Here is a 23,719-nt window from a genome sequence, read left to right as displayed (position 1 = left end):
GGGAAAAACACAAAACCGACACCGACAATGTCGCAAAAGTCATGTGAAACGTCGACTTCTTACATTGACCTCACCCGCGATCTGGGGCCGAATGATCAGACGGGGAAACAATCTTTGAACACAGCACCTCAAACGGCGCCAGCCAGCTCAGATGGCCCGCCGTTCCAAAAGCGAAAACTTGCGGTGCAACAGGGAGAGCCACATGACAAAAGACACCATCACCGGGACCGATATCCACCCGGCGGCAAAGATGTATGCGACAGAAACCCTTGCTGGGAAGATGGATCGACGCGAATTCATGGTCCGCGCCACCGCGCTTGGCGTCAGTTCGGCTGCGGCATACGGCCTCCTTGGGCTTGACGCCCCTGTTCAGGCCGCAGGTCATGAACAGACCGGCGGCACCCTGCGCATGCAGATGGAAGTGCGCGCCCTGAAGGACCCGCGCACCTATGACTGGGCGCAGATCGCAACCTTTACCTCCGGCTGGCTGGAATTCCTGGTCGAATACAACAGCGATGGCTCCTTTGAGCCGCTGCTGCTGGAAAGCTGGGACGTCAACGAAAACGCGACCGAGTTCACCCTGCATGTCCGCAAAGGGGTGAAGTGGAACAATGGCGACGATTTCACCGCAGAGGACGTGGCCCGCAACATCACCGGCTGGTGCGACAAGAGCGTCGAGGGCAACTCCATGGCAGGCCGTATGGCGTCGCTGATCGACGCCGACACCGGCCAAGCCGCCGAAGGCGCCATCACCGTTGTCGACAGCCATACCGTGCTGCTGAAAACCAACACCCCGGACATCACCATCATTCCGGGGATGGCTGATTATCCCGCGCAGATCACCCATGCCAGCCATACCGGCGACACCATGCTGGAGAACCCCATCGGCACCGGTTACATGCTGCCTGAGTCGATGGAAGTCGGCGTGAAAGGCGTCCTCGTACGCAACGAAGACCACGAATGGTGGGGCACCGCAGCGGGCAAAGGCGGCTATCTGGACCGGATCGAATTCATTGATTACGGCACCGATCCGGCGTCGTTCCTGGCGGCCTATGAGGCCGAAGAAATTGATATGAACTGGGAATCCGTGGGGGAATACGTCGATATCTTTGACGGCATCGGCCTGAACCGCTCGGAAATCGCCTCCGGCTTCACCATCGTGATCCGCCCCAACCAGCTGACCGAGGTCAACGGCACCAAGCCTTATGCCGACAAGCGCGTGCGCCAGGCGATTGCCATGGCGGTGGACAACACCGTCTGCCTTGAACTGGGCATGTCCGGCTATGGCATTCCGGCAGACAACTGCCATGTCGGCCCGATGCACCCCGAACACGATCCGACTGTGACGCGGCTGCCGTTTGACCCGGCCAAGGCCAAGGCGCTGATGGAAGAGGCAGGCATGCTCGACTATGAGCACGAGCTGCACTCCATCGACGACGACTGGCGCCGCAACACGACCGACGCGGTCGCAGCCCAGCTGCGTGACGCGGGCTTCAAGGTCAAACGGACCATTCTGCCCGGCTCGACCTTCTGGAACGACTGGGCGAAATACCCGTTCAGCTCCACCAACTGGAACCACCGCCCGCTCGGCACCCAGGTTCTGGGACTGGCTTACCGCTCCGGCGAAGCCTGGAACGAAGCCGGTTTTGCGAATGAAGAGTTCGACAGCCTGCTGGCCGAAGCCAACGCACTTGCAGATGTCGATAAACGGCGCGAAGTCATGGCCAAGCTACAGGCCATCATGATTGACGAAGGCGTTACCATCCAGCCCTTCTGGCGGACCGCCATCCGCCACCACACCGACAATGTGGTCGGCGTCGACAAGCACATCGCCGATCTGCCCCAGATCTACAAATGGGCTTTCAAGGCCTGATCTGACACAGCGGGCCGCGCCGCACGGCGCGGCCCAAAGCTTCTGGCCGCAAGAAAACGCTCAATAGCCTGGCAGGCCGCCGACTGCGGCCTGACCATTGGCCTAACTCAAGGCGTACAGCCACCAACGGGAGCATTCCATGGGACTGTTCATCCTCAGGCGTGTCGGGATCATGATCCTGACCGCGCTCTGCCTGACCTTCATCGTCTTCACGCTGACCAATCTCTACCCGAACCTTGAAAAACTCGCCAAGACCCAAGGCAACTTCCGCATGTCGGACGAGGCGGTCGCCAGCTGGCTGGAAAAGGGAGGGTATCTGCAACCGATGCCGGTGAAATACGGCCAATGGCTGGGAGTGCTGCCGGGCTGGACCACGGTGACAGATGAGGGGACCACAGGGCGCTGCATCACCGGGGTTCAACCCGCCGAAGAGGCCGCAGCCGCCCCACGTTTCTGCGGCATTCTTCAGGGCGACTGGGGCCATTCGAGCGTTTTCAAGGATGATGTCAGTTCCATCATTGCAACGCGCCTTGGCAATACCGGTTTTCTGATGATGTGGGTGCTGATCCTGATGGTGCCCTCGGCGCTCTTGATCGGGATCCTGGCCGGGATGCGCGAAGGCTCCGTCACGGACCGCACACTGTCAACCGCCTCGATCCTGACCACGGCAACCCCGGAATATGTCTCCGGTGTGATCTTCATGGCGGTCTTCACCTCCTCTGCCGTTGGCTTGAAATGGTTCAAGGGCACCGCAAATTCGGCGATGGTCGACGCCAATTTCGAAAACTTCTTCCTGCCGGTACTGACCATCGCCCTTTATGGCATCGGCTATATCGCCCGGATGACCCGCGCCTCCATGACCGAGGTGATGACCGCACAGTATATCCGTACCGCCCGGCTCAAGGGCGTCAGTTTTCCAAAAATCGTCATGCGTCACGCGCTGCGGAATGCGCTGATCGCCCCCTTCACGGTGATCATGCTGCAGTTTCCCTGGCTGCTGAACGGCGTGGTGATTGTCGAGACCCTGTTCAACTACAAGGGCTTCGGCTGGGCGCTGGTCGAGGCGGCTGGCAATAATGACATCGAACTGCTCTTGGGGATTTCGGTGGTCTCTGTCGTTGTCGTGCTGCTCACGCAGCTGATTTCCGACATTGGCTATGTCTATCTCAATCCCCGTATCCGGATTTCCTGAAGGAGGAACGCAGCATGGACCCTCTCAGCTGGACCGGAAGTCTTGCCTTTCTGAACCCGGTGCTGATCCTTGCCCTGGTGGCACTGGCGCTCTGCATCATTGCCTGGCTGGTGCTCAGCATCGTCACGGTCAGCCCGACAACAATGATCAACGCCCATGGCAGCGCCGGTCTCGCGACCACACCCGATGTGCTGGCCGGCAGGGCGGTGCGCCTCAGCTTTCTTGCGGTGATCGGACTGATCCTGATCTATATCCTCTTCGGCGTGCTGTTTGGCGCCAGCGGCGGCATCGTCGGTGCCATGGCGCGGCTGCTGCTGCCGGTCTGGATCGCGCTGGTGGTGCTGTTTGCGGTGTCGATGACCTTCAAGCGGCGGCTCGGTCTTTATGGCAAGCTGTTCGACAGCCCAATCGGTATGATCGGCTTTGCGCTGGTGATGTTCTGGGTCTTTACCGGTGTGCTGGGCGCGATGGATCTGATCTCACCGCACGACCCGCTGACCCAGGTCAGTGGCCTCAAGAACAAGCTGCCCGGCACCCCCCTGCCCGGCGCCGAGGCCGACAGCGGCATTGCGGCCTGGTATCTGCTTGGCGGTGACAACCTGGCACGCGACGTCTTCAGCCGCCTGATAGATGGCGCCTGGGTGGTGGTGCAGATCGCGCCGCTGGCCACGGTGTTTGCCTTTATGGTGGGGATCACGCTGGGGCTGCCTGCGGGCTATTACGGCGGCCTGTGGGACACGGTGCTGTCCTTCCTCGCCAACCTGATCCTGGCCTTCCCGGTGATCCTGCTGTTCTACCTGCTGGTCACCCCGGAGATCATCGCAACCGGCCTGCCGCAATATATCGCCGTGGTGCTCTTTGCCTTTCCGCTGATCTTTGTCGGGGTGCTGATCCACTCGCGCTTCCGCACCCGGCCGCAGCACAGCGCGCTCTGGCTGGCCGTCGTGCTGATCCCGGGCCTGCTGGGCTATCTGTCGCTGATCAATGAGGCGGGATCCAAGATTACCTTCTGGCCGCTCGATCTCTTTGACGTGCCGGGCGGTATTCTGGTGGTCTTTGTCTCGGTTGTCTTTGTCAATTCGCCCACCGTGTTCCGCATCGTGCGCGGGCTCACCATGGACATCAAGACCCGCGACTATGTCGCCGCCGCCCAGACCCGGGGGGAACGGCCCTGGTACATCATGCTGTGGGAGATCCTGCCCAATGCGCGCGGGCCGCTGATCGTCGATTTCTGCCTGCGCATCGGCTATACCACCATCCTCCTCGGCACGCTGGGCTTTTTCGGACTGGGCCTGCCACCGGAAAGCCCTGACTGGGGCAGCACCATCAACGACGGGCGCAAGCTGCTGTCGGTCTACCTGCACCCGCCGCTGCCGCCGGCGCTGGCGCTGCTGAGCCTGGTTCTGGGGCTGAACCTCCTGGCCGATGGCCTGCGCGAAGAAAGCCTGCGCGATTGATCCGAACCGGTCGGACCGGGGGCCAGCCCCCGGACCCCCGGGATATTTTGGGGCCAGAAGAAGGGCAGACCACCCTTCCAGCTCCAACAGGGAGATAAGATGATGAACAAACTGGCAGATTATGACGGCCCGATCCTGGAAATCGACAAGCTGTCGATCTCCTTTTTCACCCGGTTGCGCGAAATTCCGGCGGTGATGGATTTCTCCGTCACCGTGCAGCCCGGCGAGGCGGTGGGGCTGGTCGGGGAATCGGGCTGCGGCAAATCCACAGTGGCGCTTGGCGTGATGCAGGATCTGGGCAAGAACGGCCGCATCACCGGCGGCTCCATCAAGTTCAAGGGCCGCGATCTGAGCGAGATGAGCGCCGAAGAGCTGCGCGATGTGCGCGGCAATGAGATCGCGATGATCTATCAGGAGCCGATGGCCTCGCTCAATCCGGCGATGAAGATCGGCAAGCAGCTGATGGAAGTGCCGATGATCCACGAGGGCGTCAGCAAGGAAGAGGCCTATCGGCGCGCGCTGGAGGTGGTGAGCGATGTCCGCCTGCCCGACCCTGAGCGGATGCTGAATTCCTTTCCGCATCAGCTGTCGGGCGGCCAGCAGCAACGTATCGTGATCGCCATGGCCTTGATGTCGAAACCGGCGCTGCTGATCCTTGATGAGCCGACCACCGCGCTCGACGTGACGGTGGAGGCCGCCGTGGTCGAGCTGGTGAAGGATCTGGGCAAGAAATACGGCACCTCAATGCTGTTCATCAGCCACAACCTCGGGCTGGTGCTGGAAACCTGCGACCGGCTCTGTGTGATGTATTCCGGCGAGGCGGTGGAGCGCGGCTCCATCCATGATGTCTTTGACGAGATGCAGCATCCCTATACCCAGGCGCTGTTCCGCTCGATCCCGCTGCCCGGCGCCGACAAGAATGCGCGCCCCCTGGTGGCAATCCCCGGCAACTTCCCGCTGCCCCACGAGCGCCCGCCCGGCTGCAACTTCGGCCCGCGCTGCGATTACTTCGTGGCCGGGCGCTGTGATGCCCAGGATATTCCGATGGCAGCCGTCCATGGCAACGACCGCCACCATACCCGCTGTCTGCGCCATGATGAAATCGACTGGAACGCCCCGATTGCCGCCGCTGTGCAAAAGGAAAAACCCGAGGTCGGCAAGGTGGTCCTGAAAATCGACAATCTGCGCAAATATTACGAGGTCTCGGCCAATGCGCTGTTTGACAGCGGCGCGCGCAAGGTGGTGAAGGCCAACGAAACCCTGAGCTTCGAGGCCCGGGAGAGTGAGACCCTGGCCATCGTCGGCGAGAGCGGCTGCGGCAAATCCACCTTTGCCAAGGTGCTGATGGGGCTGGAGACCGCGACCGATGGCGCCATCGAATTGGATGGCAAGAATATCGAAGCCACCCCGATCGAACAGCGCGACACCCGCACGGTGTCCGATGTGCAGATGGTGTTTCAGAACCCGTTCGACACGCTGAACCCCTCGATGACCGTGGGCCGTCAGATCATGCGGGCGCTGGAAATCTTTGGCATCGGCGACAGCACGGCGGCGCGCCGGGAGCGGATGCTGGAGCTGCTGGATCTGGTCAAGCTGCCGCGGGCTTTTGCCGACCGGATGCCGCGCCAGCTGTCAGGCGGGCAGAAACAGCGCGTCGGCATTGCCCGCGCCTTTGCCGGTGGCGCCCGCATCGTGGTGGCGGATGAGCCGGTCTCGGCGCTGGATGTCTCGGTGCAGGCGGCGGTCACCGATCTGCTGATGGAAATCCAGCGCAAGGAGAAGACAACGCTCCTGTTCATCTCCCACGACCTCAGCATTGTGCGCTATCTCAGCGACCGCGTGATGGTGATGTATCTCGGCCATGTGGTGGAACTGGGCACCACCGATCAGGTCTTTGCCCCGCCCTATCACCCCTATACAGAGGCGCTGCTGAGCGCCGTGCCGATCGCCGACACCTCGGTTGAGAAACGCCATATCGTGCTGGAAGGCGATATCCCCTCGGCGATGAACCCGCCGCCCGGCTGCCCGTTTCAGACCCGCTGCCGCTGGAAGTCGAAGGTGGCCGATGGGCTCTGCGAACGCGAGGTTCCGCCGGTCCGCACCCTTGCGGGGGGCCATCAGGTGAAATGCCATCTCGACGATGCCGAACTGGCCCAGATGGAACCGGTGATCAAAATCGCCGCCGAGTGATCGGCGGTCAGGGCGCCTGGGAAACGATCAGCCCAGCAGAAGCATCACGATGATCAGCAGGTTCATCGAGGCAAACTGCATCAGTCGCGGCATATCGTGGCGGCGCAGCACGGCATAGGCGGCCAGCGCAATAGAGGCCGCCGCCCCGGCGAGAGAGGCGCCGCCGATCAGCAGCCCGATCTGGCCGGTATTGGGTCCCCAGGGCGCGCCGGGCGTATAGATCCCCTTGAGGCCGACACCGATCAGGATGCCCAGAATGGCGCCCGCCAGCGTGAACTCCACGCCGCGGATCGCCAGCGGTGCGCGGTCGGCAATCACACTGTCAACGATCTGCGGCGACGGGCCGGACTGGGGCTGCCATTGCATCTGATTCAGGCGTTCGTCGAAGCGTTTGAAAGACACCGGGATATTCCTCTTCTGAAGCTTCCGATTAGTTGCCAAGAGATTAAGGCAACTTTCTGGCAGTCAGACGGAGTTAACGCGGCATTAAGGAAGATTATCAGCGTATTAATGCCGATCGCCCGGACAATCGGCAAGCTGCTGCCGAAACTGCGTAGAATTTCAGATTTGAAGCTCAGATTTCAAACAGAGAAAACACGCAGACCCCCGGTCAATTGCGCCCCCAAGCGCGCAGGCTCAGCGTGGTCAGGCTGCTGCGCGACGGTCACCCTGGCGCAATCCCCTGCCGGAGGGGCTTAGCTGCCCCAGATCTTCTTCACGTAGTTCTGGGTCTCGCGGTAGGGCGGCACACCGCCATGTTTGCGCACCGCTTCGGGGCCTGCGTTATAGGCCGCCAGCGCCAGCCGCCAGGATCCGAACTTGCGGTACTGCCGGGCGAGGTAGCGCGCGCCACCTTCCAGGTTCTGCCTGGGATCGGTGGCATCCACCCCCAGCGCCTTGGCGGTGGCGGGCATCAGCTGTGCCAGCCCCAGCGCGCCCTTGTGGGATTTTGCCGTCGGGTTCCAGCCGCTTTCCTGCTGCACCAGTCGCAGAAACAGATCCTCCGGCACGCCGTGTTTCTGCGCCGCGGCCCGCGCAATGTTCAGATACTGGCCCCGATATTTGCCTCTATACGGCAGGCTGCCGTGTTTGGAGGGCGTATGGATGGTGGGCGGTTGCAGGCGGATCGAATTCTTGTACTGCCCGGCAGCGCGCTCATCCAGAACCCGCGCGTGCGAGGCAAACAGCTTGCGCTGGCTCTTTGTGCTGAACATATCTGCCGTCGCCATCTGGCCCGACACAACACCGGCCAGCGTGACCCCCACCAACAGCCTACGCATAAAACGCCCTGCCCTGTCCCTGTTTTTCCGTATCCTGGATTGCGCGAAACTATATCCGGATTGACTAAAAAGAAAAGAACCTTCGCGTTTCCTGCGGCTGCGGCCGGTGATGCGGGCGCCTCTCGCGCAAAATATGAGGATGACCTCAGATATCGCGGCCAGCCGACTTTCATGTGGCGACCCGGAGCGGTAGTGTGGCCGCCAACCCGGCGCGACCAGATTCGGACCGGACAGATTTCATACCCCGACGGGGCCCGCCGAAACCGCTGAGCTGGAGGGGTAGACCACCCGGCTTTTGCTGATTTTCGCGACTCCGAACGACCAGACCAAGAGGACAGACCCATGGCAGGCTCAGTCAACAAAGTAATCCTGATCGGCAACCTCGGCCGTGATCCCGAAGTGCGCAGTTTCCAGAACGGCGGCAAGGTCTGCAACCTGCGGATCGCAACCTCCGAGACCTGGAAAGACCGCAACACCGGCGAGCGTCGCGAAAAAACCGAATGGCATTCGGTCGCGATCTTCTCCGAAGGTCTGGTGCGCGTGGCAGAACAATATCTGCGCAAAGGCTCCAAGGTCTATATCGAGGGCCAGCTGCAAACCCGCAAATGGCAGGACCAGAGCGGCCAGGACCGCTACTCGACAGAGGTGGTCTTGCAGGGCATCGGCGGCACGCTGACCATGCTTGATGGCCGCAACGAAGGCGGCCAGGGTGGTGGCAGCGGCTATGGTGGCGGTCAGGGCGGCGGCAGCTATGGCGGCGGCGGTGGCTACGACAGCGGCCCCAGCGGCGGCGGTCAGGGCGGCGGCTTCGGCGGCGGCAACCAGGGCGGCGCATCGCATAATATCGACGATGACGAGATCCCGTTCTAAAGGCGAATCACAGTCACGAACCGGCGCCAAAAGCCCGGTCGACTGGTGTTTTTCCTGCGCAGACCTCCATCGGTCTGCGCATTTTTTTTTGCAAAACCCTTAGTTCCCATAGCGATAGCGGCGGCGATTGATCCCAGCCAATAACCAGCAAAACAAGGCGATTTTGAATTCATCTTTTATCTAAAATCTCTATCGGGCGATAAAGTACATATTCTATTAGCACCTCGAACCTACGGTTTTGCGGACCGATAACGTTAAGCCGGAGCGTAGAGTATGATCAGCCGACTGTTGCAGCGTATGTCCATCCGGGCAAAGATTATGACCCTCATCGGGTTGCCTCTCCTTATTATTATCGGGATATCCGGCGCGGTGCTGTACACGCTGAACAAACGGGCGAGTTTCGACACCACGCTGACCCGGGACATCATGCTGACCGCGAGCGAGCTGGTTCATAATCTACAGCTGGAGCGCGGCATGTCTGCGGAGTTCCTCTCCACCGAGGCGACCGCGCTCCCTGCCCGGCTGGAAACCCAGCGCCAGACATCGCAGGAGTTGCGCGAGCATATGCTGGAGGTGATCGAAACCGCCGATCTGTCACAGTTGCACGACAACACGCGTGTCTTCGTCAGTCTCGCCCATGACGAGCTGGAAGGCCTGGATGACATGCGCCTCAAGATCGCGGATCGGGCCATCAGCGCGCCGGAAGCGGTCGAATTCTACAGCAAACTGAACCTCCACCTGCTGGAAACCGCCCTTGCCTTTGAGGTGCTGGTCCACGACACCGAACTGGCCGAGCGTGCGATGGCCTTTACCTATTTTCAGATGGCCAAAGACGCCTATGGCATCCAGCGTGCGGTCGGTGCCCAGGGCTTCGCCAACGGCTGGACCGAAAACCTGCAATCACGGATGCTCATTTCCTATATGCAGTCAAAAGAACGCATGCGCGTTTTCCATGAGCTGTCCGACAGCGAAAGCGTCGAGCTTTTTGACGGGCAGGCCGCAGGCGAAACCTATCAGACCTTTGCGAATATCCGGTCGGATGTGCTCGCCGGTCGCACCCCTCAGGACCTGACCGCCGAGGAGTGGTTCGAGATCGCCACCAACGCGATTGAGATTGTCAAAGAGGTCGAAACCGAGATCCGCGATCAGCTGATGGCCGATTTCGAGGCTTTCGACAGGTTCAACAACAATGCCTTCTACCAGACGCTGGCTGGCCTCTCCTTTGTGATCGTGGCGATAAGCCTTGGCGCGCTGGTGATGGCCCGCGATATCGCAGGCGGGGTGCGGATGGTAACCACCGCTCTGGAGCGGATCAGCTCCGGTGAGCTGGAGATCGACATCTCCGGCAAATCGCGCAAGGACGAGATCGGCAATATCGCGCGACAGGCCGAAATCCTGCGCGGTCACGCCCTCGAAAAACGCGCGGCCGATGATCATCTGGACCGCGCGATGGCCGAACAGAAACTGGTCTCCGACGCCATCGCCGAAGCGCTGAGCCAACTCAGCAACAAGGTGCTGGTCTACCGTCTGAAAGACCATTTCCCCGAAGATTTCAAAAGCCTGCGCATGGATTTCAACGAACTGGCCGCCTCGCTACAGGATGCCATGAGCACCGTCCGCAGCGCCGCCCTGTCGGTTGGCGACGACAGCCAGACCATTGCCGCCAATATGGATGATCTGTCCCGGCGCACCGAGTCGCAGGCCGCCGCGCTCGAACGCTCCACCCATGCCATGAACGAGATCACCACCAGCGTTGGCGAATCCGCCAGCAACGCCAAGGAGGCCGAGACCATTGCCGGCACCACTCAGGACAAGGTCAACGATTGCGAAGAGATCGTTCAGAAAACGGTGACTGCGATGGAGGAGATCCGCGCCTCCTCCGACGAGATTTCCCAGATCACCAAGGTGATCGAGGATATCGCCTTCCAGACCAACCTCCTGGCCCTCAATGCCGGTGTCGAGGCGGCGCGCGCCGGTGAGGCCGGCCGTGGCTTCGCCGTTGTCGCCAGCGAGGTGCAGCGGCTGGCACAGCGCTGCTCCGATGCGGTATCGCAGATCGACGAAATCACCGCCCGCAGCTCGGCACAGGTCAATACCGGATCCAGCCTCGTCGGCTCTGCCGGCAGCGCCATGTCCGAGGTCAGCACCCAGGTGAGCGCGATTTCCGTACTGATCGTCTCGATTGCAAAGGGGCTGGAGACCCAGTCGACCCAGCTGAGCGAGGTGAACCACGCCGTCGGCGAGATGGAACAGATGACGCAGACCAATGCCGCCATGACCGAGGAGACCACCGCCTCGGCCACGCAGCTGTTCCAGCAGGCACGCGAGCTGAACACGATGATCGGCGCCTTTCAGCTGGAAGGCACAGCAGCCCCCGCCTCAGCGCAGGAGGAGCACAGCGACGCGGAGATGGCGGCGCAGATGGCCGCCGCCGCCGAGCATGACGCCGCAGATATCGAAGCTGGCGTTGACGACGACGAATCCTGGGTCGCCTGATCCTCAGGCCAGCCAGGCCAGATCCTCATCCGGCATATGACACAGCCCCCGCCATGGCAGGGGCTGGCGTCAGTTGAACGGCGTGCCGAGCAGCGCGCCGTCACGTCGGGATCAGGTCTGGGCCAGCGCCGCCCCTCAGGCCGTCACCGCTGCGCCAGCGCCTCCCGCAGCACCTCCAGCACCGCCTCCGGCGGCACGTCCCCGGTGACAAAAGCATGGCCGATGCCGCGCGCCAGAATGAACCGCAGCTGGCCATCGACCACCTTCTTGTCCTGCCCCATCAGCGCCAGCAGCGCCTCGGCATCCGGCAGGTCGCCGGGGATATCGGCGAGGTCGGTCTTCATCCCCATCGCCTTCAGATGCGCCCGCACCCGGCTGGGGTCTTCCTGGCTGCACAGGCCCAACCGCGCCGACAGCTCAAACGCCAGCGCGCAGCCGATCGCCACCCCTTCGCCATGCAGCAGCCGGTCACCATATCCGGTGGCCGCCTCCAGCGCATGACAGAAGGTATGGCCAAGATTAAGCAGCGCGCGGTCGCCCTGTTCGGTCTCGTCACGCACCACGATATCGGCCTTCATCTGCACCGAGCGGGTCACCGCCTCCACCCGTGCCGCGCGCGCACCGGCCGCCAATGTCGGCCCCTGCGCCTCCAGCCAGTCGAAAAACGCCGCATCCCCCAGCAGCCCGTATTTGACCACCTCGCCATAGCCGGCCAGAAAATCGCGCGGCGTCAGCGTGCTCAGCAGCGCGGTATCCGCCAGCACCAGCGAGGGCTGATGAAAGGCCCCGATCAGGTTCTTGCCCTGCGGCGCATTGATGCCGGTCTTGCCGCCGACGGAGCTGTCGACCTGCGCCAGCAGCGACGTCGGGATCTGCACAAACCGCACCCCGCGGCGCAACACAGCCGCCGCAAACCCGGCCAGATCGCCGATGACGCCGCCACCAAAGGCGATGACGATGTCATTGCGCTCGACCTTCTGCTCCAGCAGCCATTCCACAGCGCGGCTGAACTGCGGCCAGCCCTTGGTGCTTTCTCCGGGGGGCAGCGCCAGCGCCGCCATCTCGATCCCCGCTTCCGCCAGCCCGGCCTGCAAGGCCTCCAGATGATGCGCAGCCACTGTCTCATCGGTCAGCACCGCCACTTTCGGACGGCGCAGCAATGGTTGCAGCCGCGCGCCCACATCCGCAAGAAGATCCGGCCCGATCACCACGTCATAGGCCCGCTCGCCCAGGTCGACATGCACAACCCGTTCCAAGCTGAACTGCACCATCATATCCACTCCAGCACGTCCGGGCGGGCGCGCAGCGCCTCGATCACCCGGTTCACCATTTCATCTATCGACGCCTGCCCGTCCGACACCACGGTCAGATCCGCCTGCGCATAATAAGGCACCCGTTCATGATAGAGCGCCGACAGCGTCGCATGGGGATCCTTGGTGCGCAGCAGGGGCCGCGTGTCGCGGTGTTTGACCCGGTTCCACAGCACCTCAAGATCCGCATTCAGCCAGATCGCAACCCCGCGTTCGGAGATGATCCTGCGGTTTTCCTCGGCCAGGAACGCACCACCGCCGGTGGACAGCACGCCACGCTCCTCATCCAGAAGACGCCGGATGACCTGGCGCTCCTTCTGCCGAAAGAACGGCTCGCCATCGCGGGCAAAGATTTCGGGAATGGTGCGGTTGGCCGCGGCCTCGATTTCGTGATCGCTGTCCAGAAACGGGGCCTTCAGACGGGCAGCAAGGGCCCGGCCCACGGCCGTCTTCCCTGCCCCCATCATCCCCACCATGACGATGGTCTTCTTCAGCGCTCCGGGCACCCGGCGGTCACCCGCGCCACTGAGTGTTTGCTCTTTTTCGCTCATTCTTCAGTGAATGACGTGATATTGCTAAAAAGGCCATATATAACTTGCACAAAAGCCAAAGAAGCAGTCAGCGGGACACCCATGGGGCGATTGATCAAATACCTACTTTATTTAGTTATACTGGCAGCGATCGGATTGGTGATCTATGCCTATGTCGGGCCGTGGTTCGGGGCGGATTTCGACGCCCCCACCTCCGAGGTCCGCAAACCGGTGGTTCTGAATGCCGACTAGAAAACGGCGCGGTGAGTCGGCCCCTGCGCGCTCTCCCTCGGGCAGAGAATGCGAGGCCGCCCCCGCCCTGATCACCCAGCGACTGGCGCAGATCGCGTCCCTGACCCGCCCCCTGACGCTGAGCCTCGGGGTGGCGGTCGGCGTTGGCCTTGCCGCTTCGGCCCCGGCACAATCGCCCGCGACCACGCGCCCCCCCGCACCCGCTGCCACCCCCCCATCAACCACGCCCCCCGCGGCCAAGACGCCGCGACCGGGCAGCCGGGCCGCAAAACCGGATGATCCGCTCGCCGCCATCGACTGGCTGGCCACGCCGGCGCCGGATGCAGGGCTGCCCGGCACCGTTCTGCTGGAACCACCCGTCGCCGGGTCTGCCCGACGCCCCGAGGTCACCGTGACGCCGCTCGCCAGCCTTGTTGCGCCCGTCGGCCTTGTCAAACCCGCCTCCACCGGACTGCCTGTCGACCTGTGGCGCGGCAGCAGCGCCGAGGAGCTGGCCACCCTGCTGGCCGCCGTGCCTGTGCGCAACTCCCCGGCGATGCAGTCGCTGATGTTCACCCTGCTGCTGTCGGAAACCCGCCCGCCTGCCGAGGGCGGCGAGACGCTGCTGCTGGCGCGGCTGGACCGGCTGATGGATCTTGGCGCCCCGGACCCGGCGCAGGCCCTCGCCGAACAGGCAGGCCCCACCCGCAGCACCGCCCGGTTCAAGCGCTGGTTCGACGCCACCCTGCTGACCGGTGACGAGCAGACCGCCTGCCGTGCCCTGCAGGAACAGCCGCATCTGGCGCCCGATTACGCCGCCCGCATCTTCTGCGCCGCCCGACTCGGCGACTGGCCGACCGCCGCGCTGCTGCTGGAGGCCGCCCATGCGCTTGAACTGGTCGACAGCCGCCAGCTCGACCTTCTGGACCGCTTCCTCAACCCCGATGTGTTCGAGGATGCCGCCCCCCTGCGAGCGCCCAAATCGCCGGATCCGCTGACCTTCCGCCTGTATGAAACCATCGGAGAACGCCGCCCGACCGCCAATCTGCCCCGCGCGTTTGCAGCGGCAGATCTGCGCGATATCGCCGGCTGGAAGGCGCAGCTGGAAGCGGCTGAACGGCTGACCCGCATCGGCGCGCTGAACCCCAATCATCTGCTGGGGCTCTACTCCGAACGCGCCCCCGCGGCGTCCGGCGGCATCTGGGACCGGGTTGCGGCGCTGCAACGCTTTGAAACCGCACTCGAAACCGGCAGCGCCGAGGCCGTCAGCAAGACCCTGCCAAAGGTCTGGCAGGCCATGCGCACCGCAGAGATCGAAACCGCCTTTGCCGATCTTTTTGCCGACCGGCTGGCGCGGATCCCGCTGGAGGGCAGCGCCGCACAGCTGGCCTGGCGCATCCGCCTGCTGGCCCCGACCTATGAAACCGCCTCCCACAGCCTGCCGGATCTGAAGGGCCACGCCGCCTTTGTCGCGGCGGTGGCGCAGGGCGTGCCGACGGCCGAGCTGGCACATAGCGGTCTTGAGCAGGCGATCGCCGCCGCCTTTGCCCCCGAAAGTGCTGCCCCTCGCAAGCTTCAGCGCCTGCTGGACAATGGCCAGCTCGGCGAATCGATCCTGCGCGCGATGCAGCTCTTTGCCCAGGGCGCCGAGGGCAATCTCGGCGATCTCACCGATGCGCTGGCAACCTTCCGCGCCGTCGGACTCGAGGATACCGCCCGCCGCGCCGCCTTGCAGCTGCTGCTGCTGAACCGTCGCTAGGCCCGCCGCCATGGTCCCTCCCCGATGAGCAGCCCCGCCAATGCCCCACAGGATGATCTGCAATGGATCTCCACCTTTCTGGATGCGCAGGCCGCCGATCTCGGTGCGGCGCGCAACACCTTGCTGGCCTATGGCCGCGATCTGAAGGATGTCGCCAGCTGGCTTGCCCATAATAACCTCGGTTTTGGCAGGGCCTCCCGCGATAATATCGAGGCCTATCTGATCTCCTGCGACGCCGAAGGGCTGGCCCGCGCCACCCGCGCCCGCCGCCTCTCCGCGATCAAGCAGATCTACCGCTTTGCCTTTGACGAAGGCTGGCGCAGCGACAATCCCGCGATCCAGATCAAGGGGCCGGGACGCCAGAAGGCCCTGCCCAAAACCCTTGAGGTGATCGAGGTCGACCGGCTGCTCTATGCCGCCCGCCAGTCTGGCCGCAGCACCGCCGACCGGCTGCGCAACACCTGCCTGATGGAGCTGCTCTATGCCACCGGCATGCGGGTGAGCGAGCTGGTTGGCCTGCCGGTGGCGGCCGCGCGGGGCGATCCGCGCATGTTGCTGGTGCTGGGCAAGGGCGGCAAGGAACGCATGGTGCCGCTGTCGCCGCCGGCCCGCGATGCGCTGGCGGCCTGGCTTACCGCGCGCGACACCGCCGAAGAGGCCGCCGTTGCCAAAGGGGCCGCCCCCTCGCGTTTCTTGTTCCCGTCGCGCGGCAAATCCGGCCATCTGACCCGGCATCGGTTCTATCTGCTGATCAAGGAATTTGCCGTCGCCGGGGGCATCGCGCCCGAAGCGGTGTCGCCCCATACCCTCCGCCACGCCTTTGCCACGCATCTTCTGACCAATGGCGCCGATCTGCGGGCGATCCAGGCACTGCTTGGCCATGCCGATATTGCCACCACCGAGATCTACACCCATGTGCTGGACGCCCGGCTGAGCGAGCTGGTGCTGGACCATCACCCGCTGGCCCGCCCTGCCGGGGCTGCCGATCACCCCGCCCCACCGGGTAAAACCGACCTGTCGGGAACAGAATAGCTCCCGCACGGCGCGAGCGTGCCACCTCCCCCCTTGCGACAGAGCGGTCGGCACCCCATAACCATGGGGATCACAACATTTCTTTCGGGACTCTGATGGACAGCACCACGACCTTTGTCGATTCCACCTTCTGGACCACCGCCGGCGCAATTGTCTTCCTGCTGGTTCTGTCGGGGTTTTTCTCTGGCTCCGAGACCGCATTGACAGCCTCTTCGCGGGGCAAGCTGCGTTCGCAGGCCGACAAGGGCTCCAACGGCGCCAAACGTGCACTGGCGATCACCGAAGACAGCGAACGGCTGATCGGCTCGATCCTCTTGGGCAACAACCTGGTGAATATCCTCGCCACCTCGCTGGCCACCGCGCTGTTCACCCGCGCCTTGGGCGAAAGCGGTGTCGCGCTGGCCACCCTCGTCATGACCCTTCTGGTGCTGATCTTTGCCGAGGTCCTGCCCAAGACCTACGCCATCTCCAATGCCGAGAAAGCCGCCGCCGCCGTTGCCCCTCCGATTGGCATATTGGTCACGTTGCTGGCCCCCGTGGTGGGGGCCGTCCGCCTTCTGGTGCGCGGTGTGCTCCGTCTGTTTGGCGTACGCATCGACCCCAACAGCCACATCATGGCCGTCCGCGAGGAAATCGCCGGCGCCCTGCACCTTGGCCACTCCGAAGGCGTGGTCGAAAAGGAAGACCGCGACCGGATCCTTGGCGCCCTTGATCTCTCCGACCGCTTTGTCGAGGAAATCATGCTGCACCGCTCCAATATCGAGATGATCGACGCCAGCCTTGAGCCACAGAAGATCCTCGAACAATGTCTGACCTCGCCGCACACCCGCCTGCCGGTGTTCAAGGACGAGCCGGAGAACATCATAGGCGTGCTCCATGCCAAGGATCTTCTGCGGGAGATGTACGCCCAGATCGGCGGCCCCGACGGCGATGCCGCCTCGCTGCGCAACTTCAATATCACCAGCGTGACCAAACCGCCCTATTTCGTCCCGGAAACCACCACACTGGATGAACAGATGCGCCAGTTCCTGCGCGCACGCACCCATTTTGCGCTGGTGGTCGATGAATACGGCACCCTACAGGGCCTGATCACCCTGGAAGACATCCTTGAGGAAATCGTCGGCGAGATCACCGATGAATTCGACCCGGATGAGGAAACCGTGGTGAAGAAAACCAGCGACGGCAACTATCTGGTCGATGGCGCCACCACCATTCGCGATCTCAACCGCGCAACCGACTGGTCGCTGCCCGATGACGAGGCCAACACCATCGCCGGTCTGGTCATTCACGAGGCGCAGACAATCCCCGTCGTGGGGCAGGTCTTTTCCTTCCATAATTTCCGCTTTGAGGTCACCGCCCGCGACGGCAACCGCGTGACGGAGCTGAAAATCCGCCCGCTGCAATAACGCAACCGCGCCCCCGCATCATCAGGCCGCCGCCCCACCGGGTGGCGGCTTTTTTTGATGCAGCACCCCATGGCTGACGCCCGGTTCGTCCTTGCAGCGCTCAATCCCGACGGCAGATGTCGCGTTTTTGCTGGACTACTAAACACATCTGTCCAGAATAACCGCAAACAGCCAGTGGGGGATGCAAGATGAAGACGACAACACGGGTAGCGGTGATCGGTGGCGGCGTTGTGGGGTGCTCGGTGCTCTATCACCTGACCAAGCTCGGCTGGTCCGATGTCCTGCTGCTGGAACGCTCGGAGCTGACCTCAGGCTCCACCTGGCACGCGGCGGGCGGCTTCCATACGCTGAACGGCGACACCAACATGGCGGCGCTGCAGGGCTACACCATCAAGCTCTACAAGGAACTGGAGGAGATCACCGGCATGTCCTGCGGGTTGCACCATGTCGGCGGCGTCACCCTCGCGGACAACCAGGAACGTTTCGACATGCTGAAGGCGGAGCGCGCCAAGCACCGGTTCATGGGGCTGGAAACCGAGATCATCTCTCCCGAGGAGATCAAGAAAATCGCCCCGGTCACCAATATCGACGGCATCATCGGCGGCTTGTATGACCCGCTCGATGGCCACCTCGACCCCTCCGGCACCACCCACGCCTATGCCCGCGCCGCGCGCATGGGCGGCGCCACGATTGAAACCCACTGCAAGGTGATCGAGACCAGCCAGCGCCCCGATGGCAGCTGGGATGTGGTCACAGACAAGGGCACAGTGCACGCCGAACATATCGTCAACGCCGGCGGCCTCTGGGCGCGCGAGGTGGGCGCCATGGCAGGCATCTACATGCCCCTGCACCCGATGGAGCATCAATATATCGTCACCGACGAGGTGCCGGAGATCGCCGAAATCATCGACGGCGGCGGCGAGCATCCGCATGTGATGGACCCGGCCGGCGAAAGCTACCTCCGTCAGGAAGGCCGCGGCCTCTGCATCGGCTTCTATGAACAGCCCTGCAAACCCTGGGCCGTCGATGGCACGCCATGGGACTTCGGCCACGAACTGCTGCCCGATGATTTCGACAAGATCGAGGACAGCATCGCCTTCGCCTACAAACGCTTCCCGGCGCTCGAACGCGCAGGCGTCAAATCGGTGATCCACGGCCCCTTCACCTTTGCCCCCGACGGTAACCCGCTGGTCGGCCCGGTGCCGGGGATGCGCAACTACTGGTCAGCCTGCGCCGTCATGGCCGGCTTTAGCCAGGGCGGCGGCGTCGGGTTGATGCTGGCGCAATGGATGGTCGAGGGCGAATGCGAGCGCGATACATTCGCAATGGACTGCGCCCGTTTCGGCGGCTGGATCACTCCGGGCTATACTCGGCCCAAAGTTATTGAAAACTATCAGAAACGCTTCTCCATCGCCTACCCGAACGAGGAACTGCCCGCGGCCCGCCCGTTCCGCAGCACCCCGATGTATGACATCTTCGATGGCATGGGCGCGGTCTGGGGTGCCCAATACGGGCTGGAGGTGCCGAACTACTTCGCCACAGGTGACGAGCCCCGCTATGAAACCCCCTCCTTCCGCCGCTCCAACGCGTTCGCGGCCACCGCACGCGAAGTGAAAGCCGTGCGTGAAAACGTCGGTATCAACGAGGTCCACAATTTCGGCAAATACCTGGTCAAAGGCGCCGGCGCCCGCGCCTGGCTCGACCGCATCATGGCCGGTCGGGTGCCACAGCCGGGCCGCCTGTCGCTGACACCGATGCTGTCGCCCAAGGGTCGCCTGATCGGCGACTTCACCATCTCCTGCCTGTCCGAGGACGAGTTCCAGCTCACCGCCTCTTACGGCGCGCAGGCCTACCATATGCGCTGGTTCCTGCAGAATAACGACGACGGCATCAGCATTGAGAACATCTCCGACACCCGCACAGGCTTCCAGATCGCAGGCCCCCGCGCGCGCGCGGTCCTGCAAGCCTGCACAAGGCAAGACATCTCGGACATGCGCTTCATGGATGTGCGCCGCCTGAACTTGGGCATGGCCGACTGCATCGTGCAGCGGGTCAGCTATACCGGGGATCTGGGCTATGAAATCTACTGCGACCTGCCCAGCCAGCGCGCCCTGTGGGATGCGCTGTGGAATGCAGGCCAGCCGCACGGCATGAAACCCTTTGGCATGCGGGCGATGATGTCGCTCAGGCTCGACAGGTTCTTCGGCTCCTGGCTGCGCGAATTCTCCCCCGATTACACGGCGGCGGAAACCGGCTTGGACCGCTTTATCTCCTTCAAGAAACCCGTTGATTTCATTGGCCGCGCCGCGGCTGAAGCCGGACGCGACACACCGCCAGCCCGCCGACTCTGCGCCTTTGAGGTGGAGGCTGACGACGCAGATGTGACCGCCTATGAGCCGATCTGGCTGGACGGCGCAGTTGTGGGCTTCTGCACCTCCGGCGGCTACTCCCACCACGCGCAGAAATCCATCGCACTCGGCTTTGTCCCCACCAACCGCGCTGAAGAGGGTCTGGCGGTCGAGATCGAGATCCTGGGCAAGATGCACAAGGCCCGACTGATCACCAGGCCGCTGTTTGATGCCGACGGCGCCCGGATGCGCGGCTGACAGCAGCAGGCGGGTCAATATTTCTGACCCGTCTCCCCCACCGTTGCCATGTCAGCGCGCGCCGGGCCGCCGCTTTCGTGCAACAGATGGGTCCTGCCCCGGCCCCAATGTTTCGCACGCGAAACATTACGTCAGCCTCACTGACCTGCCCTGTCGCTTTTGCTGGACCCCCCTCCTCTTCTGGCCCTAAATATCCCCGCCGGAGGCTTCCGACAGCGCGGCACCACGCCAGGGAGGCGACAGATATGACCGCCATCGCCATTCTGATCCTCGCTGCCGGCAGCGCCTCGCGGATGCGCGGGCGTGACAAACTGCTGGAGGAGATCGACGGAACACCGCTTCTGGCCCGGATCTGCGGGGCGGCCCTTGGCACCGGGCAGGACACCTATGTCACCTTGCCAGCCGCACCCCACCCAAGAGCCCAGCTGCTCAGCCGCGCCTGCCCCGCTGCAACAGCGCTCTTTGTGCCGGACGCGCAGGAGGGCATGGCCGCCTCCATTCGCTCAGGCATCGCAGGTCTGACCAAGAGCTACGAGGCGGTGATGATCCTGCCTGCCGATATGCCGGAGTTGACGCAAGCCGATCTGGCGCAGGTCGCGGGCAGCGCTATGGCGCTGCCAGACCGGATCCTGCGCGCGACCGGAACAGCAACCGGTGCAGCCACAGGCCCAATCACCGGGGCGCAGGAGCGGTTTGGACATCCGGTGGTCTTTCCCCGCCGGTATTTCGCCGCGCTCGGCCAGCTTAGCGGCGATCAGGGTGCCCGCGCGGTTCTAAAGGCTGCACAGGATCAGGGAGAGACCATTCACCCGGTGCCGCTGCCCGAGGCCCATGCGCTCACCGATCTGGACACGCCCGAGGCGTGGACGGCCTGGCGCCGCGCGCGCACGACATTCAAAAGCGATTAGGCCACAGGGCTAGTGGATGAACCACTGCGCCCCCGCCTTGCACCCCGGCCGTCGGCGTGACGGCTGCGCAGGGGGCCCACCGGGCACCGGCGGCCGTGTCTGCAACTCGGGAAACAGCATCAGCACCTCATCGCGCTGGGCGCGATCCAAGCCGCGCTGGGACTGGTCGGCAGGCTGAAAACACTCGATCCACGCCCCGTCGGCACAGACCACCTGATGGTCCTCACAGACAAAATGCAGATAGTCGATGCTGGTGGTCTCTACCGCATCGACCCCGGACAATCCGGTCAGATGTTTGGCCGCGACCAGTATCTCGCGATTCTCGAAATAAAACGCAGTCTTGTCATTGCCGATCAGCACCCGATGGCTCGGGCTGAGCAGCAGATCCCGCTCCGGCATCCCATTGCCAAGCGACCCTGCCGCGATCAGCACCGGTTGCAGATGTGCCGCCGCCTGCAGGGCGCTGCGATCCAGCCTCCGCCGCCCGATCCAGCGAATGGGCTGCAGGCCGTTGTCGCGGGTCATCACCCGATCGCCAACGCTCAGATCCTCGACAGCACAGCTCCCCTGAGGGGTCGCAACAGTTGTTCCGGGCGTAAAGCAAGGCACGTCATGATCTCCGTCCAAAAGCCCGACCACCCCGGTCGCACAGCCGTGCAACCGGTCCCTGGCCTGCCTTGGTATTGCAAAGGGGCGCCACACCTCGGGGTACAGCTTTGAAGAGAGCGCCACTCATCCTGTGGCAGCATGGGATTACCCTACGCGGGCAAATCTGCCTAAAAAAGAACAAAATCTTAATCAGCGTGCATCCGCCGGCCCGGCCGTCCGATGATCCCGTCCCCAGAGGCCGGGGATTGTTTCCGGTCTGACCGCCGTCACCGCGCGATCCCGCAGAATCTGCCGTCACCGCCGCGAAACAACCGCCGTTTGTCGCCATCCTGCAAACAATGGCAGATCATCAGAGCGCACAGCCGCCCTCTGTCAGATCCATCACGCGAACCGCTGGGCGCAGGGGTTGTCCCACGGCGCGCAACAATGGGGAGAATTTTAGACAACTTGTCGCCACCACGGGCTGATTTACGATTCGCCCGGCCCCGTGACGCCGACTGAGGCGCCGACCAGCGCTCAGATCATGTCGCTGACCCGCTGGCGAAAGGTCGCATAGGCTGCGTCAAAACCATCGCGCAGGGCAGCATCGGGGGTGACCGTGCGCGCGATCTGCGGCGCGGTCAGAACCTCGGCGGGATCCGCACCTGTCACCGCCAGCCGGGCCAGTCGCGCCGCACCAAGCGCGGCGCCGAACTCGCCCCCCTGCGGGAGATGCAGCGGCAGGTCCAGCACCGTGGCCAGCAGCCTGACCCAATAGGGTGATCTGCTGCCGCCGCCGATGACCAGACAGCTGTCCAGCTCAGCGCCGGTACTGCGCAGCGCCGCCAGACAGTCGCGCAGCCCGTAGCAGACACCCTCCATCACCGCGCGGGCCATATCCTCGGTCGTGGTCGCGACCGACAGCCCCTGAAACCCACCGCGCAGGCTTGCCGAGTTATGCGGCGTGCGCTCACCGGAGAGATAGGGAAGGAATGTCACCTCGCCGGGGGGGCGCAGCTGATCGCCAAGACCTGCTGTCAGATCCGCAGGGCTGCGTCCGGTGATCCGTCCCAGCCAGTTCAGGCAATCGGTGGCCGAGAGCATCACCCCCATCTGATACCAGCGCTCCGGGATCGCGTGACAGAAGGTATGCACCGCCGTTGCCGGATCCGGGTGGAACCCGTCTCGCGCGGTCAGCACCACACCGGAGGTGCCAAGCGAGACAAACCCCTGCCCCGATGCCATCACCCCGGTGCCACAGGCCGCAGCGGCATTGTCGCCTGCGCCACCGGCCACGGTCACGTCTTTGCCAAATCCCCAGCGCGCGGCCAGTTCGGGACGCAGGATACCACCAGGCTCGCAGCCCTCGACCAGATCCGGCATTTGATCACGCCGCATGTGACCCGCGCGCAGCAGAGGCTCCGACCAGTCCCGCGCCCCCACATCCAGCCAGGAGGTGCCTGCGCTGTCGGACATGTCGGCCACGTGGCGCCCGGTCAGATGCAGGTTCAGATAGGCCGCAGGCAGCAGGACCTTGGCCGTATTGGCAAAAATCTCCGGCTCGTGGCGCTGCACCCACAAAAGTTTCGGCGCGGTGAACCCCGGAAAGACGATATTGCCGCTCAGATCGCGGACCTTCGCTGTAGCGTCCAGCTCAGCCGCCTCGGCGGCGGAACGGGTGTCGTTCCACAGGATGCAGGGCCGCAGCACCTGATCTGCGCCGTCCAGCAGCACCGCACCGTGCATATGCCCTGCCACTGCAATGCCGCATATCTGACCATAGCCGGGGGTATCCCGCAGCTGGTCCATCGCGCGATCCAGCGCGGTAATCCAGTCGCCGGGATCCTGTTCCGACCAGCCGGGATGGGGGGTCTGCACGCAATACTGCGCCTCAGCCGAGGCGACAGGCTTGCCCGCCGCATCGGTCATCAGCGCGCGTAGCCCCGATGTGCCAAGATCAATGCCAAGATACATATCTGTGCCCTCTCCCC

18 protein-coding genes are annotated in these 23,719 nt (G+C 63.6%); 12 read left to right on the top strand and 6 right to left on the bottom strand.

What is annotated here, in order from left to right; genetic code table 11:
* Positions 1–202 precede the first annotated feature (202 nt).
* From VXL81_RS04665 to VXL81_RS04650, 4 genes are all read left to right on the top strand, one after another.
* A complete protein-coding gene (locus tag VXL81_RS04665; RefSeq protein ID WP_416553135.1) occupies positions 203–1,873 on the top strand; it encodes an ABC transporter substrate-binding protein in 1,671 nt (556 codons plus the stop codon).
* Between the two features lie 139 nt (positions 1,874–2,012).
* The gene (locus tag VXL81_RS04660) at positions 2,013–3,065 is read left to right on the top strand and encodes an ABC transporter permease (RefSeq protein ID WP_340545436.1); all 1,053 of its coding nucleotides are present in this window, start codon (positions 2,013–2,015) and stop codon (positions 3,063–3,065) included.
* Between the two features lie 14 nt (positions 3,066–3,079).
* Positions 3,080–4,522 (top strand): ABC transporter permease, encoded by a 1,443-nt coding sequence (locus tag VXL81_RS04655; protein ID WP_340545435.1) that lies wholly within the window; start codon positions 3,080–3,082, stop codon positions 4,520–4,522.
* A 102-nt stretch (positions 4,523–4,624) separates the two neighbouring features.
* Positions 4,625–6,712 carry an ABC transporter ATP-binding protein gene (locus VXL81_RS04650; RefSeq protein ID WP_340545434.1) on the top strand — a complete coding sequence of 696 codons (2,088 nt, stop codon included), beginning with the start codon at positions 4,625–4,627 and terminating at the stop codon, positions 6,710–6,712.
* 27 nt (positions 6,713–6,739) lie between these two features.
* On the opposite strand, the gene VXL81_RS04645 is transcribed toward VXL81_RS04650, so the two are convergent.
* Both VXL81_RS04645 and VXL81_RS04640 read right to left on the bottom strand, forming a co-directional pair.
* Entirely contained in the window at positions 6,740–7,114 is a 375-nt protein-coding gene (locus VXL81_RS04645) for a hypothetical protein (RefSeq protein WP_340545433.1), read from the bottom strand.
* A gap of 293 nt (positions 7,115–7,407) precedes the next feature.
* The gene (locus tag VXL81_RS04640) at positions 7,408–7,992 is read right to left on the bottom strand and encodes a lytic transglycosylase domain-containing protein (RefSeq protein ID WP_416553133.1); all 585 of its coding nucleotides are present in this window, start codon (positions 7,990–7,992) and stop codon (positions 7,408–7,410) included.
* A gap of 342 nt (positions 7,993–8,334) precedes the next feature.
* Between VXL81_RS04640 and ssb the strand changes: the two genes are divergently transcribed.
* On the top strand, positions 8,335–8,862 hold the full coding sequence (gene ssb / locus VXL81_RS04635; RefSeq protein ID WP_340545431.1) for a single-stranded DNA-binding protein: 528 nt from the start codon (positions 8,335–8,337) through the stop codon (positions 8,860–8,862).
* A 273-nt stretch (positions 8,863–9,135) separates the two neighbouring features.
* Complete coding sequence (locus tag VXL81_RS04630) at positions 9,136–11,358, top strand: methyl-accepting chemotaxis protein (protein ID WP_416553131.1); 2,223 nt, start codon at positions 9,136–9,138, stop codon at positions 11,356–11,358.
* Positions 11,359–11,501: 143 nt separating this feature from the next.
* On the opposite strand, the gene aroB is transcribed toward VXL81_RS04630, so the two are convergent.
* Both aroB and VXL81_RS04620 read right to left on the bottom strand, forming a co-directional pair.
* The gene (gene aroB / locus VXL81_RS04625) at positions 11,502–12,629 is read right to left on the bottom strand and encodes a 3-dehydroquinate synthase (RefSeq protein WP_416536049.1); all 1,128 of its coding nucleotides are present in this window, start codon (positions 12,627–12,629) and stop codon (positions 11,502–11,504) included.
* Positions 12,629–13,219: a shikimate kinase gene (locus VXL81_RS04620; protein WP_340545429.1), complete on the bottom strand. Its 591-nt coding sequence runs from the start codon at positions 13,217–13,219 to the stop codon at positions 12,629–12,631. The genes aroB and VXL81_RS04620 overlap by 1 nt, the downstream gene beginning before the upstream one ends.
* A gap of 81 nt (positions 13,220–13,300) precedes the next feature.
* Between VXL81_RS04620 and VXL81_RS04615 the strand changes: the two genes are divergently transcribed.
* The 6 genes from VXL81_RS04615 (at position 13,301) to VXL81_RS04590 (ending at position 21,140) form a co-directional block, all read left to right on the top strand.
* Entirely contained in the window at positions 13,301–13,450 is a 150-nt protein-coding gene (locus VXL81_RS04615) for a hypothetical protein (RefSeq protein ID WP_340545428.1), read from the top strand.
* Entirely contained in the window at positions 13,440–15,188 is a 1,749-nt protein-coding gene (locus VXL81_RS04610; RefSeq protein WP_416538689.1) for a hypothetical protein, read from the top strand. Before VXL81_RS04615 ends, VXL81_RS04610 begins: the two co-directional genes overlap by 11 nt.
* A 24-nt stretch (positions 15,189–15,212) precedes the next feature.
* Positions 15,213–16,220 (top strand): site-specific tyrosine recombinase XerD, encoded by a 1,008-nt coding sequence (locus tag VXL81_RS04605; RefSeq protein WP_416553129.1) that lies wholly within the window; start codon positions 15,213–15,215, stop codon positions 16,218–16,220.
* A gap of 95 nt (positions 16,221–16,315) precedes the next feature.
* Positions 16,316–17,626, top strand: a complete 1,311-nt coding sequence (locus VXL81_RS04600) for an HlyC/CorC family transporter (RefSeq protein ID WP_340545425.1) — start codon at positions 16,316–16,318, stop codon at positions 17,624–17,626.
* A gap of 188 nt (positions 17,627–17,814) precedes the next feature.
* Complete coding sequence (locus VXL81_RS04595) at positions 17,815–20,232, top strand: GcvT family protein (protein WP_416553127.1); 2,418 nt, start codon at positions 17,815–17,817, stop codon at positions 20,230–20,232.
* Positions 20,233–20,477: 245 nt separating this feature from the next.
* Positions 20,478–21,140, top strand: coding sequence for a nucleotidyltransferase family protein (locus tag VXL81_RS04590; protein ID WP_416542349.1), 663 nt, complete (start codon positions 20,478–20,480; stop codon positions 21,138–21,140).
* A gap of 9 nt (positions 21,141–21,149) precedes the next feature.
* Here the strand turns inward: VXL81_RS04590 and VXL81_RS04585 are convergent, their stop codons facing one another.
* Together VXL81_RS04585 and xylB are read right to left on the bottom strand one after the other, a co-directional pair.
* The gene (locus VXL81_RS04585) at positions 21,150–21,749 is read right to left on the bottom strand and encodes a Hint domain-containing protein (protein ID WP_416553125.1); all 600 of its coding nucleotides are present in this window, start codon (positions 21,747–21,749) and stop codon (positions 21,150–21,152) included.
* A 516-nt stretch (positions 21,750–22,265) separates the two neighbouring features.
* The gene (gene xylB, locus VXL81_RS04580; protein WP_416553123.1) at positions 22,266–23,702 is read right to left on the bottom strand and encodes a xylulokinase; all 1,437 of its coding nucleotides are present in this window, start codon (positions 23,700–23,702) and stop codon (positions 22,266–22,268) included.
* Between the last annotated feature and the right edge of the window lie 17 nt (positions 23,703–23,719).

The sequence above is a fragment of the Phaeobacter sp. JH204B genome, from assembly GCF_048055755.1.
In the GTDB taxonomy this organism is placed as follows: Bacteria; Pseudomonadota; Alphaproteobacteria; order Rhodobacterales; family Rhodobacteraceae; genus Phaeobacter; species Phaeobacter bryozoorum.
The sequence above is the reverse complement of the archived record's forward strand: the minus strand, read 5'-3'. Positions and strand labels throughout refer to the sequence as shown.